Origin of the sequence: Lutibacter sp., assembly GCF_013139515.1 — a bacterium.
Classification (GTDB): Bacteria; Bacteroidota; Bacteroidia; order Flavobacteriales; family Flavobacteriaceae; genus Lutibacter.
The window spans coordinates 1-13,894 of the sequence record NZ_WTAR01000030.1; the positions used below are offsets into that span (position 1 = coordinate 1).

At 27.5% G+C, this 13,894-nt stretch carries 27 protein-coding genes; all 27 read right to left on the reverse strand.

Going from position 1 to position 13,894, the window contains the following annotated elements:
• Window positions 1-329: hypothetical protein (locus GQ540_RS03150; protein WP_291797213.1), on the reverse strand; the 329-nt coding region annotated here is incomplete at its 3' end.
• Complete coding sequence (locus tag GQ540_RS03155; protein WP_291797217.1) at window positions 322-543, reverse strand: hypothetical protein; 222 nt, start codon at window positions 541-543, stop codon at window positions 322-324. The genes GQ540_RS03155 and GQ540_RS03150, both read right to left, overlap by 8 nt.
• 114 nt (window positions 544-657) lie before the next feature.
• Window positions 658-927, reverse strand: a complete 270-nt coding sequence (locus GQ540_RS03160; protein WP_291797220.1) for a hypothetical protein — start codon at window positions 925-927, stop codon at window positions 658-660.
• Window positions 924-2,795: a PHP domain-containing protein gene (locus GQ540_RS03165; protein ID WP_291797223.1), complete on the reverse strand. Its 1,872-nt coding sequence runs from the start codon at window positions 2,793-2,795 to the stop codon at window positions 924-926. Before GQ540_RS03165 ends, GQ540_RS03160 begins: the two co-directional genes overlap by 4 nt.
• A complete protein-coding gene (locus GQ540_RS03170; protein WP_291797226.1) occupies window positions 2,779-3,027 on the reverse strand; it encodes a hypothetical protein in 249 nt (82 codons plus the stop codon). Before GQ540_RS03170 ends, GQ540_RS03165 begins: the two co-directional genes overlap by 17 nt.
• Window positions 3,027-3,224 (reverse strand): hypothetical protein, encoded by a 198-nt coding sequence (locus tag GQ540_RS03175; RefSeq protein ID WP_291797229.1) that lies wholly within the window; start codon window positions 3,222-3,224, stop codon window positions 3,027-3,029. The genes GQ540_RS03170 and GQ540_RS03175 overlap by 1 nt, the downstream gene beginning before the upstream one ends.
• A 1-nt stretch (window position 3,225) precedes the next feature.
• Complete coding sequence (locus tag GQ540_RS03180; protein WP_291797231.1) at window positions 3,226-3,417, reverse strand: hypothetical protein; 192 nt, start codon at window positions 3,415-3,417, stop codon at window positions 3,226-3,228.
• Window positions 3,414-4,313, reverse strand: coding sequence for a hypothetical protein (locus tag GQ540_RS03185; protein ID WP_291797234.1), 900 nt, complete (start codon window positions 4,311-4,313; stop codon window positions 3,414-3,416). The genes GQ540_RS03180 and GQ540_RS03185 overlap by 4 nt, the downstream gene beginning before the upstream one ends.
• 121 nt (window positions 4,314-4,434) lie before the next feature.
• Window positions 4,435-4,623 (reverse strand): hypothetical protein, encoded by a 189-nt coding sequence (locus GQ540_RS03190; protein WP_291797237.1) that lies wholly within the window; start codon window positions 4,621-4,623, stop codon window positions 4,435-4,437.
• Between the two features lie 5 nt (window positions 4,624-4,628).
• Entirely contained in the window at window positions 4,629-4,889 is a 261-nt protein-coding gene (locus tag GQ540_RS03195; RefSeq protein ID WP_291797239.1) for a hypothetical protein, read from the reverse strand.
• 10 nt (window positions 4,890-4,899) lie between these two features.
• Window positions 4,900-5,154 carry a hypothetical protein gene (locus tag GQ540_RS03200; protein ID WP_291797241.1) on the reverse strand — a complete coding sequence of 85 codons (255 nt, stop codon included), beginning with the start codon at window positions 5,152-5,154 and terminating at the stop codon, window positions 4,900-4,902.
• A 30-nt stretch (window positions 5,155-5,184) separates the two neighbouring features.
• Window positions 5,185-5,352: a hypothetical protein gene (locus GQ540_RS03205; RefSeq protein WP_291797244.1), complete on the reverse strand. Its 168-nt coding sequence runs from the start codon at window positions 5,350-5,352 to the stop codon at window positions 5,185-5,187.
• A gap of 127 nt (window positions 5,353-5,479) precedes the next feature.
• Window positions 5,480-5,833: a hypothetical protein gene (locus GQ540_RS03210; protein WP_291797247.1), complete on the reverse strand. Its 354-nt coding sequence runs from the start codon at window positions 5,831-5,833 to the stop codon at window positions 5,480-5,482.
• 45 nt (window positions 5,834-5,878) lie between these two features.
• Window positions 5,879-6,436, reverse strand: coding sequence for an MT-A70 family methyltransferase (locus GQ540_RS03215; RefSeq protein ID WP_291797250.1), 558 nt, complete (start codon window positions 6,434-6,436; stop codon window positions 5,879-5,881).
• Window positions 6,437-6,672: 236 nt separating this feature from the next.
• Complete coding sequence (locus GQ540_RS03220; protein WP_291797253.1) at window positions 6,673-6,981, reverse strand: hypothetical protein; 309 nt, start codon at window positions 6,979-6,981, stop codon at window positions 6,673-6,675.
• Window positions 6,982-7,109: 128 nt separating this feature from the next.
• Window positions 7,110-9,386, reverse strand: a complete 2,277-nt coding sequence (locus tag GQ540_RS03225; RefSeq protein WP_291797256.1) for a Hint domain-containing homing endonuclease — start codon at window positions 9,384-9,386, stop codon at window positions 7,110-7,112.
• 160 nt (window positions 9,387-9,546) lie between these two features.
• Window positions 9,547-9,966, reverse strand: a complete 420-nt coding sequence (locus tag GQ540_RS03230; RefSeq protein WP_291797259.1) for a hypothetical protein — start codon at window positions 9,964-9,966, stop codon at window positions 9,547-9,549.
• On the reverse strand, window positions 9,966-10,178 hold the full coding sequence (locus GQ540_RS03235) for a hypothetical protein (protein WP_291797262.1): 213 nt from the start codon (window positions 10,176-10,178) through the stop codon (window positions 9,966-9,968). The genes GQ540_RS03230 and GQ540_RS03235 overlap by 1 nt, the downstream gene beginning before the upstream one ends.
• Before the next feature lie 4 nt (window positions 10,179-10,182).
• Window positions 10,183-10,455 carry a hypothetical protein gene (locus GQ540_RS03240; protein ID WP_291797265.1) on the reverse strand — a complete coding sequence of 91 codons (273 nt, stop codon included), beginning with the start codon at window positions 10,453-10,455 and terminating at the stop codon, window positions 10,183-10,185.
• 159 nt (window positions 10,456-10,614) lie between these two features.
• Window positions 10,615-10,860 carry a hypothetical protein gene (locus GQ540_RS03245; RefSeq protein WP_291797268.1) on the reverse strand — a complete coding sequence of 82 codons (246 nt, stop codon included), beginning with the start codon at window positions 10,858-10,860 and terminating at the stop codon, window positions 10,615-10,617.
• Window position 10,861: 1 nt separating this feature from the next.
• Complete coding sequence (locus GQ540_RS03250; protein ID WP_291797270.1) at window positions 10,862-11,611, reverse strand: hypothetical protein; 750 nt, start codon at window positions 11,609-11,611, stop codon at window positions 10,862-10,864.
• Window positions 11,612-11,737: 126 nt separating this feature from the next.
• A complete protein-coding gene (locus GQ540_RS03255; RefSeq protein ID WP_291797274.1) occupies window positions 11,738-11,962 on the reverse strand; it encodes a hypothetical protein in 225 nt (74 codons plus the stop codon).
• 1 nt (window position 11,963) lies between these two features.
• Window positions 11,964-12,605 (reverse strand): transglycosylase SLT domain-containing protein, encoded by a 642-nt coding sequence (locus GQ540_RS03260; protein ID WP_291797277.1) that lies wholly within the window; start codon window positions 12,603-12,605, stop codon window positions 11,964-11,966.
• Entirely contained in the window at window positions 12,606-12,815 is a 210-nt protein-coding gene (locus tag GQ540_RS03265) for a hypothetical protein (RefSeq protein WP_291797280.1), read from the reverse strand.
• Between the two features lie 30 nt (window positions 12,816-12,845).
• Window positions 12,846-13,415, reverse strand: coding sequence for a hypothetical protein (locus GQ540_RS03270; RefSeq protein ID WP_291797283.1), 570 nt, complete (start codon window positions 13,413-13,415; stop codon window positions 12,846-12,848).
• Window position 13,416: 1 nt separating this feature from the next.
• A complete protein-coding gene (locus tag GQ540_RS03275; RefSeq protein ID WP_291797286.1) occupies window positions 13,417-13,635 on the reverse strand; it encodes a hypothetical protein in 219 nt (72 codons plus the stop codon).
• A 10-nt stretch (window positions 13,636-13,645) separates the two neighbouring features.
• Entirely contained in the window at window positions 13,646-13,894 is a 249-nt protein-coding gene (locus GQ540_RS03280; RefSeq protein ID WP_291797288.1) for a hypothetical protein, read from the reverse strand.

Consider the following 13,894-nt stretch of genomic DNA (forward strand, 5'->3'; position numbering starts at 1 on the left):
CTAATCATATTAAATAAATTAGTTAAATAGATTGCATCGTTTTCATTTGTTAATTCAAAACTAACACTTCCAACAGTTCCACATGAAACAAGATATTTGTCATCATTTTCAATTACATTATACGAAATTGGAACATTTGTCAAGTCATATTTTTTAATTTTTGGAATAAATTGCTGTGGTTTAAAGTAACATACTTCATCTAATTTATTCATTCCATATGCATAATAACATCTCATATCATGAAAACAATCACCACAAGTCAACTCATTTGGCAAATCTTTATACTTGTTTTTCTTTTCACCACGTTTATATAATTCTCTATCATTCATTACAATTCACCTTGTCTTGTCTTTCATTCCAATTATTTTTGCTTGGATTAGTAATAGCACCATTGTTTCGGATGTCTGCCCAACTCCAATTTTCAGCACCATCTATATGAATAGCAAATTGAATTTCACCTTTTGGCAATTCATCATGGTTAGTTTTTCTTAGAATTTTTTGAATTGAATCAGAAATTTCTCTCTTTTGTCTTATTGAAAACATATTAATACCCCCTTAATAGACAATATGTAAAATTAACAATAATAGAAAATATAATAGCAAAAGGCAATAATTCTAAAAATGGTGTATTCCAAATAAAATAAGTTATTTCTTTCATTATAATCCCTCTTTTTTATTTAGATGATTAATAACTATATTTGAAAATATTTTTTTCATTTCATAATTATTACTGATATCACATATACATTCTTTTATTACTTTTTCAACCTCAACATCTATAAGGTGTTGGATATTTAAAGTTGAGAAGGTTTTATCAACTGATTGATTAACCATTTCTGTTACTTCATCAGATTTTACCATCATAGCGCATTTAATTTCTTCCCTCATATAGCGAAGATCCATTGTCAATATAGGCATTTCTTTCATAATTCACCTCTTAATTTTATTTCTTCACTGAAGATTTTTTTAAAACCACGTTCACACAAATCAATTAGTACATCATCTTCATCCATACCTTTAAACCTTGGAACTTCAGGAAGACTAATTTCCTTTTTTTCTATTCTAAAATTCTCACATTTTTTAGCAATTTCAATAGTATTCTTCATTGCTTCATTATATTCATCATACTCTAAAACACATTGTTTGTCAAACTGTTTCTTCATTTCTTTTGGAGTTGTAAGATGTAAACCTGTTATATTAAACTTCCATCTTTTAGGATCATCCCAAGTAGTTTTGGTTTGCATTGCCAAAAGAACTTCTTGTGTTTCAGCATCATCTTCATATATGTAATGACAGTCCTGAGAAGCGCATAGTTTTAAATCATATTCTTCTGCTAATTCACAACATAAAGCATTTAAATCAGATTGTTCAATTAAACTATGTGGCATTACTTCAAGATAAAGATCATTACCTATTTTATTATATAATTTATCAAAAAAATCTAATCCTCCAGGTTTAGTAAGAAAACTGCCAGCACAAGCAGTACCAACACATAACCCTTCGCAATTATTGAGAAAATATTCATAATCAGTTCTAGGTCTATAATAGAACCCATATAGATTTGCATAAGAAAGATTTTTCAATAGATTTTCCCAACCTGTTTGATTTGCAACCCAACAAGTGAGATGTCCTCTATTATCTCCCTTCTCTTGAATAGTTGCATCTGGAACAATAAATAACTCACATCCCATGATAGGAATAACATCATTCTTTTCACAAGCTGATTGATGTTTGATCAAGCCATCAATATTCCCGTGATCTGATATTCCTAAATATTTATAATTTAATTCTTTAGCACGTTTAGCAGCATCTTCATGTTTACCAATACCATCTAATAAACTATTATGAACAATAAAACCATTAGCAATAAAATTATGTTTCTCATGTTCAACTTCTATATCATAAGCATAATCTGTACAAATATATTTTATAGAAGTTATTCTTTCTTTTTTTGCAGTATAAGGATATTTAGAATGTTTTTGCCTATGATGTTTTTTACATAAAGCTATTAAATTGTTTTCCTCCCAATTCATTGGATTTTTATCAATATGATGAATATCTATTCTTTTAGTTGTTCCACATATTTTACATTTTTTTTCTATATCAAACCATCTCTTTGATCTATTTCTTGCATTACTTTCTGTCACTGGTTCTGGTAAGTTATACCTATTTTGTTTCTTTTTATTTACTATTTTTTCTATTGTTTTTGGATTGACATAATGACCTTTCATCCATTCAGATTTTGTTTTTTTAAGTTTAAACTTGGAAATCCATTTACTTATTATTTTTCTATTAACTCCACAAATATCTCCAATTTGTTCTTGATTTAAATTTTCATCGTTGTATTTTTTCTTTAACCAATCATAATTTTTAAACTTTAATTCACCATTACATAAAATATAATCATTATTTTTTAAAACTTTTAATGTTTTCCATCCACTTGGGGTTAGAAATTTATGTAATTTAGAAGCAGTTATTTTTTTACCATTTTCAGTAGTTATTTCAAATAACTTCTTTTTATATTTACTTTTTACAATATCTTTAATTTTACTTTTTACAAAATTTTCTCCATCCCAAACTTTTATAGCGTATTTTTTATATGTATATCCAACTCCTTTTCCTATTTTACATTCATATAAGTATTTAATTGTTTTGCATTTATCCAATCTAGTATAATCATTTCTATAAGTTTCTCTTGAATTATTATGTTTTATACAATTATAAATAATCGTATTTCCATCTAGGCAATTAGACGAATGCCTATGAAGATGGCAAAATTTAGGAGATAAAGTCATTCAATTGATCCTCAGTATAATATTTTCTTGAATAAGAATAACTACCATATTGTTTTTTAACAAATATATCTTTCCAATAACCACCTTTTGTAAATTTATATATAAATAAACTTACTTTAGATATAATACTATCATCTATATAATATAGATACCCATATTTATTTATAAAATACAACTGTTCTACTAAATGTTCTACTAAATGTTCTACTAAATGTTCACCTTTATCACTCATTATTCTTTCACCCTATAATGTTTTTCAAAAGTACCCCAAAGATTTTTATCAATCTCTAAGCTTGCTGGTACAAATTCATCATTTTCAATTAAAAGATGTTTACATCTTTGACATGGAATATCACCAGAATATTGAAATGGTTTTCCACCCATAATCATTTGTTTTAAACTATTATATGTACATTTATTACATTTCATATTAATATTCTCTTTTAAATAATTTACAATCTAATTCAACGCTAATAAAATAATTTTGAGAATCATCACCTAAATATAACCTATTTAAGAAATTTGCAATAATTTCAGAATAATTATCTTCAACATTATCAGCAACTAAAATATCATCACTTATTTTTCTATCAAAATTATCCACACATATTATTTTTTTCAAAATATAATCCTCCTTAAAGATTTAACATCTTCTTTATTTAATTCACCAAGATCATCCACTCCTTCAGGTAATTCTATATAATTTATATTTTTAGCAAATGTCAACATGCCTTCAAGCTCTTTTGCTTTATTTTGAGCTAATTCACCTTTATCAAATCCAAGATAGAAGTTTTCAATTCCTTTTTCTTTCAACTGTAAAACTTGACTCCTTGTAAAGTTAATTGAAAGCATTGCAACTGCACCATCACCAACATTAATTGCATCAAAAACACCTTCTGTCAAAATCGCTGTCCTACTTTTAACACTATCTAAACCAAATAGCAAGTCTTTTCTAGGAACAACTACATTTTTTTCTTCACAATACTTGTATTTTTCATTTTGTTTATCTGTAACATCTCTTCCAACATAAGAAACCATTCTTCCATTCATGAAAATAGGTATAATGATCCTAAATTTGTATTTCCCATGAGATCCAGAAGCAAGTATATTATATTTTTTTCTCAATTCAAGAAAATCAAAACCTCTATCTTCTATATATTCTTTATAGCCTTGCGGAAAATGCTGAGAAAAATCTTTTGGAAGATCTAAAGTTGTTTTATATTCTATTTCTTCTTTAGATTCAATTATATCACAATCTTTAATTGAATATTTTTTAACTATAGAAAATGCTTTTTTCCATGAACACTGTTCAAGTTCTTTAATTAAAGATTCTATTGATTGTTTATCACATCTCCAACAATTAGTATACCCATTTTGTGGATGTATACCTCTATGAAAACCATGATCTCCACAAAATGGACATGCAATATTAAAATAACCTGAAACAATATTGCCACCATGAGTTCTATATGGTATTCCATTATCATTTAGATATCTTTCTGTGTTAAATGATGACATTGTATTTAAGTTCAGGAAAATTTAATTTGATTGGTAATTTATTTTTAATAATAAATATATCTCTATAAATTGCAGCATCAATTTCCCACTTCTATTCCACAACTATCACAAAAATATTTTCTCATTTAATTACTCCATTTTCTCCAGGTAATTTAAACTCTTTTATTGATTTTATACAAGTTTCACATATATGAATATTAGTATTTTTTGATTCTTGTAATTCATTATCATCAGCAAACCAAACTCCATATATTTTATCTATGGTACTTTCTTCATTTTCATCACAAACGTTGCATTTCTTAATCATCATAATATTTACCTATGGCAGTTTTTAAAATTAGAATTTTTACCTAATATGTTAGAAATTGATCTCCTAAGATTAGTAATACCATTCAAACGGGAACCTTTTGGGCCACTTTCTTTATTATAACCCTCATTAAAAAGTGTTTTATATAATTTCATTTTACTTATTTCCATTCTACATTGCATTTCTAATAATTCTTCAATATTTTCACAAGTAATACTAATAGTATATGGTTTATATTCAGGTTCTTCTCTAGTTATTTTAAACTTCATTTTAATCTCCTTAAAAGTGTTCTTCTTTAGAATTGCGTTTATTGCTTAATTTTCTAAAAAATTTATTTATATCTGTTTCAATTTTTGTTTTTGGTTTTTCAGCTTCTTTCTTTTCCCAACACTTAGGGCAATAATAGAATGTATTAGATCCACCAAAAACTATTTGATCACCAATATTAGTTTCTTGATGCCAATCAGAAGGCGGTGTAGGTGTAAGGGTATATAAATGATAATCCATTTTCTTTTCTTCTCCACAAGCCACCATCACATCTTACTTTTTGAAATATTCCCATTATTATTGACCATTTACTTTTTGTAAAACATATTCATCTATATCTCCATTACTAACAATATCATCATGTACTGTAATAATCATATAATCATCACCAAAAGAAGCATATTCTATTTCGCAAAAATAAACTTCTTTAACAAAACTCCCATCGGGCCAAGCGTAAACTTTCATATTTCTCCTTACAATTCTAATAATTTAGTCAACTCTTTAAATTTACACTTCTTGTCACAATCAATGCAATAAGTTATATATACCATATTATTTGAATCTTCGCAATATAAAAATGTATCTTTATCAATTATTTTTGAATTTCTTCTTTCTTCAATTCTCCTTTCTTTTCTTCTTCTCGGCATAAATACTCCTTGATAAATTTATCTACTAATTCAAAATTGTATTTTTTCCATCGGCCTTTAAATTTCAACATACATCCTTCACCACGATATATATCATCTGGTATATTATGTAAATCATATAAAGCATAATATACTTCACAATTTACACTACCTGTAAATCTATTCACATAAGTAGAATGAGAATGATGTTTAAATATAACAAATCTTTCATTATCTGGACTTTGCCAATGTATAGACTTATCACCATAACAAGTTGTCCTATTTAAAAAGTTTCTAAATGCTTCATTTACACTAATCAATTGTCATCCCTCTTCTAATTGCTTCTGCTTACCTTTGTGCTTAAATCAAGTTCCTGGTAATATAATATTGTTTTCAACCTCATTACCCCATGTATCCCACCCATCGGTTGCTTGTCTTGCAAACAACTCGACCCTTGGCAAATCACCACATAGAGATATTATTCTATCTCTAACTTCATCCGGTTTCTGACTGTGTTTTCTCTTAGGGGCTTGAACTATCTGTTGAACGTTCCTAGCCTCTCTATGGTATTTACCTTTTCTAGCTATCAGGCAATATTCAGCATTAGATATAGTGTATTTACCTAATCCGTCCCTACGAACTTCGCTCATATCGTTCCTCATTTTTACCCAAACAAATCCGACAGTAGCGTACTTAAAGCCCCATTCTTTTATTACTGAAAACCCTTTTTCTAAGAATGGAGATGTCACCCACATGAAAAGATAACAGTTATCATGTGTAATTCTAGAGATAGGGAGTTCCTTGATGTCCTTCAATTTCATCACATCATAGTTCCTCTCCGCTATCCCCCAAAACTTACCAGTATGGTTTTTAGTGTTTCCATAATCCCAAGGAGGATCTGCGTAAATTATATTATACTTCATAGATAAACTCCGTAACTAATTAATGGGCATTAATACTTCTTTTCCACATAATAAAATGCTCCCATTCAAGCGTTTTATTTTTTAGTTTTTATTTTTTCTAATTGCTTCTGCATTTTATGGAGTTTCCCTTGAATGTTTATCCATTAAATCATGAAATTCTTCAGTTGTCAACTTATTTAATTTTTTAAATACAGATTCAACTGCTTCTAATACATCTTTACTCATTTTATGTTTCATTAATACAATCCTTCACTGAATAATATATCTTTATGTCCACCACAACCACATTCAATATCAACTTTTTGTCCAGCAGCAATAGCAATTTTCATTGCCTCTTTCCTGGTTAAGAAATCACCAAATTGATCAATGAAACCTTCTGTGAAACCATGTAGATTCCTATATTCTTTTACGGCCCTTATTTGTGAATTCATAACTTTATCAAAATGTCTTGCACCACTAAATATTACTTCACCACTTCTACAAGCGGCACAGACAACTACCTGTTGTGGCTTTTCAATATTATTATCTTTCCAATAATCACCCATTAGTATATCACCCTAAGTTAAATTCTAAACAATAATAACCTTCAGTATAAAGCTCCCATTTTTTATACTTCCATTTATTTCTAGCCAAATTATCAACATATCTCTTTGCAAACACTATTTGTCTCATATCAATCTCCATCTGTATTTTTCCTCAATGTTTCACTATCCAAATATGATTGACCTAAACTAAGATTCTGCAATACTGCTACTTCATCACTTAAATTAAATTCTCCATCTCTAAGTTTACCCATTCCAATTCTTAAAATACCAGATTTCTTTTCAATATCTGTTTGATTTAACATAATCAAACCATCAAGATGTTGAAACTTTCTCCAATCTTGACCAATATCTGTAGTCTTACTACTTTTTTTCTTAGCTCCTTCTCTATTAGTTTGTATTGCAAGAAAGCCACATATATTTTTTCTTTGAACAAGGCCACCAAGCTTCTTATATATTTCATCATGACCATCTCTACCATTATCATAAAATCTTTCTGGTAGGATGAGATCATCATAATCAATTGTTAATACATCTGGTATAAAACCTTCATTATCTTCCATCATATTTAATTCATGTTCAATATCCCCAACAGTGGCAGTAAACTTTGGGAATGCTCTTGTTCTTAGATTGTCACCATACATTAAATTAAACGATTTAACTGTTTTAATCAAACCTTCTTCAGTCATTTCACTTCTCTTAACTGGTTCAAACCATGTTTCAAATTGGTAATCACTTGTCCCTCTACAGGCTGAACAAGCAATATATTTATCATTTTGCTTACCATATTCTGGCTTTATGCCATTTGCATCAAGAAGAATAATATCACATGATCTTTCTTTTTTACGACACATGCCGATTTGATTCTTTTTACAATCAGCAACAGGATACATAAAAACACCTTCATTAAAACTCTTTGCTGTAATCCTTTTATAATGCCTTAAACCAAGTTGTTCTTTACTCATTTCAAGATTAAATTCTGAACACTTTAATCTATTTTTCATTGCAACAATTTCAATTTCTCTTAAAGTCCAACTATTATGAGTAACTGTAAAATCTCCAAGTAAATATAAATTATTTTTATCTACAGAAAATCCATAATAATCACCATGCCCTATTGATTCAATTTCAAATCCATAATTTAATGGATTTTTATTCATTAATCTTTTTCCAGCCTTTTTTCTAGTTCTACAAGGTATTAAATGTGTATTTCCACTAATATAAATTCTATAATAATCAACTCCATTTACAATTTTAATTTTATGTGTTACAGAAAATCCAAGGGATCTAGCTAAAAATAAAATATCATCTCTTAATGATTTCCATTTTGTAGCAATTTCAAAACATTTATTAATTAAATGTCCATTAGTATCAATTAAACCTGCTAAAACTTCTAATCTTGTTTGTCTATCATTTACTAAATAAGGTTGATGAATCCTTTTACCTTTCCCATCTCCTAACCAATCTCCAAAAAGATATGGATCTATAATTGTTTTTTGATTATTAAATTCAATTTCTTTTTTATAATTTTTAAGATTTATTTTATGTCTTTTTGGTAATTTTATATAATCTTCTATAGATATATTGTAAATATAACCTTTCTTATACACTGATTTATTTGATGATGCTCTTAAACTTAATATATGAGATTTGTTACAAGTATAATTATCACCATTTTTTAATGTAATTTTAAATAGTTCTTCATTCCCTTTAATTAATGATTTTATATTTCTAGGCATTGAATCATCACCCATAATAATATCATTTTCAGTAATATCTTCTACATTTTTAATAGAACCATTATACATTAATATCTTTGTACCTTTCCCATGACACTTACCAATTCCTGATCTTCCCATAACACCATATAATCTACCACGTTCAAACCTACCAACAAGTTTTCCTAATTCACCTGGAAATGCAAAGATAGAATTGTCAACACTTGCTTTCATAACATCTTTAACTATCTCTGGATCATGATAATTGACATATTGTGCTGATAATATTCTAATCTCTTTATGATTATGAATTAAACTTTCACATTCTTGTGTATTTCCAAGATTTGCATTAGCTTTGATTTTTTCAGAAAGTATAACATAATTCCTTGAAATTATATAAGGCAAAGTTTCATCAACATAATATTTAGTATTCTTATTTTCATCTTCAACATATTCATCAGAAAGATCTTCAAGGAATCCACCAATCAATTTTGCTTCAGATTCATCAAGATTGTCTATTTCAACAGTATAAATATCCTCAATTGCTTCTCTAGGGGATTCTTCGTATTGATCAAAATAATTTTTAATGTAATAAAATAATTTTCTACCCCAAGAAATCTCTAAAGTTTCAGTTTGCATAGTAGGTAAAATTTGTTTTGCATAATCAGTATCACATATTAAATTAATCAAAATCTTACGCTCTATTTTTTGATTAATTTTTCTTGGTCTTATCCTAATAGTCATTAAGTACTCCTTAACATTTTAATTTTCCTAGATTAATTGGTGAACATTCATCTTTGTGACCATGTTTACATTAATCCGTCTAGGCCGAATTCTCATATTATAAACCCTATACCCTTTTATACATATCAGAAGCATATTTATTTTCAGTTTCTAAACAATTTTTGTGTATCTTTTCTAACATATCACAAACTTTATCTCTTACACCTTTTGGTAGTTTAATTATACAACTACTAGGTAAATCTTCACTCCAATTTTCATCAAAATAGCATTCTAAACTATCCCAAATATCACCAAACATCCAACCATTTTTAAAAAACTGCCAAGTTATGTTTTGACAATCATTACAATATTTAAAATTACTTATAGTATCTTCACCAAATAATGTATGGAACCAGTAGGTATCTCCATATGCTATTTCACAACCGCATTCATAACATTCATGAAAAACTCTTGCCTTTCTTTCACAACAACCCCATCTTGATTCACAGTCATCATAACTATTTGACACATTACATGAACAATCCATTAATTATTACCAATTAATTTTATATCAACATCATAAACTTTTTCATTATTATTACAAGTGATATAGGTTCCACTTGTAAATGATTCTTGTATATAATAAATCCCCCCACGATCTTCACAATATTGAATAGCTTTTTTAATTTCAATATTATCAATCTTTTGATAACAACCTTGCAATAAAAACAGACATAATATCATTATAAATTTATACATATTTTCACCTATTTTTTAATTTCCAATTTCCAACTGGAGTAAAATTATCAGACCTTATGAGATAAAAATTGCAAGTATAACCTCTAGTAGCTTTTGCATATTTTTCACCAATTTTAATAGCATCTTTTATATTAGAAAAACCTTCTTCGCCATCTTCAACATTAGGAAAATGATCAGCTATGAGAATACCATCTTTAATCAATTCAAAATGAACAAGATATTGAAAATTTCTATCTATTTGTTTATTAACTTCACTTAATTCCATTATTAACCTCATTTAAATGGTGGTAGGTCTAGGTAGCGAACCCTATGCCTTACATTGTATTAATCTCATGCCTGAAATTAAAAGAAAGACACATCCACGATTTGGAAACCTACCATAGATAACCTCTTTTTTGCACAGTAACACATTAAATGTTACTGTGCAAGTTCTTTGTTAATCTTCTTTATTATTAATAATTCTTGTAACATAATCATCATTTAAATTGATCATTATTCCATCTTCAACTTTTTCCGCTTTTCTTTCACTCATTGGCCCAAATCTTTTTGAAATCATATTATCTTCTATTCTTATAACTTCAACAAAATAACCTATTTCTACTAATTTATAATTATCTTGATTTTCAATCAGCCAATCAATTACTTCTCCACCTTCCATATCAATCAAATTTTTAATTTTCATTTTATATCTTCTCTTCTACAGTTTGTGGAATATCAATATTGACAATACAAGTTTTTACCATTGTACCACTTTCTTTAAAAGCACCATCATCAACTAAGGTAAATTCACCACCAAGTGATTCAACTCTTTCTCTAAAAGCAATAGTCTTTTTATTATCTCTCCATAAAACATTTGCAGACATAATTGAAATAACCTTTCTATTTGCAAGGTTAATCATATGATTTACATGATCAATGTCTTGCTGTTTTGCAAATGGAGGGTTTGCAATAAATACATCATAACGTTTAGTTGTTGTAAGAAAATCAGCTTGAATAATTTCACCACCTAGATTTCTCATATTATCTTGTAGAAAAGCAGTACATTCAGGATTTAATTCAATTTTATCACATCCTGTTAAATATTGAGCAATTCTACCCTTGCCAGCACTTGGTTCACAAAGTGTTTCACCATCTTTAATATCTGCAAGATAAATTAATTTAAGTGCAAGGAGTTCTGGAGTTTCAAAAAACTGGAAAATCTTTTTATCATCAACATATTCACCAGTAAGTAAAACCTCTTCGATCATATCAGTTGGATTATAAGCAAATACATGTGCTTTAGCTGATCTATTCCATTTTCCTTTTAAGACAACTAATACTTTACTTACATCTGTATAAAGCTTTCTTTCAAGTTGTGTATCAGGTAGGAAAAGTTTATTATCTTCAATTATTGAGTTTGCCAGTACATTTGCTACATCTTCTTTAATTTTCATTCTTAATTCTCCTTAAATAATGGATAAATTTTTATATTATATTTTTGTTGAATTCTTTATAACCTAATTTAAATATATTTCTCATTAGAGGTTGATTAAAATAAATATTTTGTTTCCACCACATTTTCATAATATCACCTCTTGAAAAATAAAATCACCATCTGAGCAACCTATTTTACCATTATCATCTCTTATTGGGTTGCACTGCATATCTCCACCTACATCTGGAATAGAATCATAAAAACATCCATCACATCCCCAATTTTCACATTCATTATCTTGATCAACAATTTTAACTTTAACACCATTTTTATCAGTTACGATTTCACCAATATTTTCTCTTTTATACATTTTATATCTTCTCCAATTCTTTTAGGTTTTTAGTTACTTTTTCTTTATACATATTAGCATTTCCTGAGTATTTTGTCAAGACCTTTTTTAATGTTTTATATCTTTTAAAATAATCATTTAATATATAATTACAGGCTTCAATATTTTTCTTATAGTCCCATAACTCATTACTATGATCAATTATATCATTTTGTTTTAATTCATCAAACCATATATAAGGTCTAATTTGTGTTAATCCCCTTGCATTCATCCTTAAATGGTGGGCATATTGTCTAAAATTAGACTCTTTTGCTATTATTGCAAGTATAAGTAAACCATTATCATATTTTTCAGCTTCTAAAATAATATCTATTAGAAAGTCATCTTGGATTCTAAAATTTGCCTTTTTCTTAACCCATTGCAATTTCTTAATATTTATTAATTTATCAATTTTAACCTGTTTTATTCTCAACTCTGCATTTCTTAAACTCAACCTAACATCATTTAACTTACAAGTCAATAGTTCTTTCTCTATTTGTTCATTCTTTGTTTTAGATTCTAAAATGCTTTTATTTAAATTGTTAATTTTACCATCCTTAATCCCAAATACTATACCATAAATCATCAAAACAATTATAATCAAAACAATATATTTAATTTTCATTCAATCATCTCTTTTTAAATTTAATTTTCTTAATTTCTTAACAGCATTTGATCTTGCCACTGATATATATTGCCTTGATTCTCCTATATTATCACCAATTTCCTTTGGTTGCCAATCAAGCAAAGTCAATACAATAACCTTTTTTTCCAATGTATTTAGACAATGTAAATTAGATAAAACAACATGATCGTCTAATCCTTCTTTAAACAAGTCTAGCATTTAATACCTCTCAACAAACCTTTAATATCGTTTACATAATTCTTTACACCACGAACCTTGCCAATCTGTACGTTTTCCATATTTTCTATGCAATTTTGTCATTTCCTTAAGATTATCTTTACATATATAATCCCATATATCATGCCATACAACATTATATTTTTTCCCTTTTGGTGGTTTAAATTCAAAAGCATCACAATTAATAATATTAATTCTATTATCTTTATATGTATCTGAAACTAAATTTATAACATTTTTTGATTTTTCAATTATTGTTACGGATTTTACAATATCACTTTTAAGAATTTCTGATAATGCTACTCCAAGACCTAACCCATTTATTAATATTTTTTTTACTTTTTTTGCTTTATATATAAAAGATAAGTGGTCTGATATTTCTGCTGGAGTATTAGACATTACAACAGTACTATTCCTCATAAGTCTTTTAAATATTCCAGGTTTTACTATCCTTTGTCCAGGGCTAAACATTGCTCTCATATTATTAAACTTAGCATCCTCTTCTGAAATTTCAAAAGATTCAACTATCCAATCACCACTTTTTCCATTTGGCACATTAATTTGAATATCCATTTTATCCTATCCCTATATGATTTTTATTTTCTAAGATATATACTTTTAATCCCATAAATCTTTTTCTTGAAATATCAACTTTACTAAAAGTATATTCATCCATACAATGTCTTATATAAACCCAATCTTTATACCCAAGATATAATTTACTTGCTTTTATACTAGAATGTCTTTCAAAATCATTAATATAATTAATTATAATTTCAGTTATTTCATTCATTATTCTATCTCTATATTTTTATGAAATCAGAACAATATCTAATTCCTTTCTTATAATAAAATCTTGATATTTTAGTACCACTTGGCAAATTAGAGGTATGAGAAAGTGATTTTTTAAAAGTTTTCATGCCTCTACAACTACTAGCTCTTTTATAATCTAATTTTTCTAAATCTTCATTTTCAACCCATCCTAATTTCTTACCACACCACCAATTATTAGGAACAGTTATTGAATATCCAATCTTATTTTTTCTTTTCAT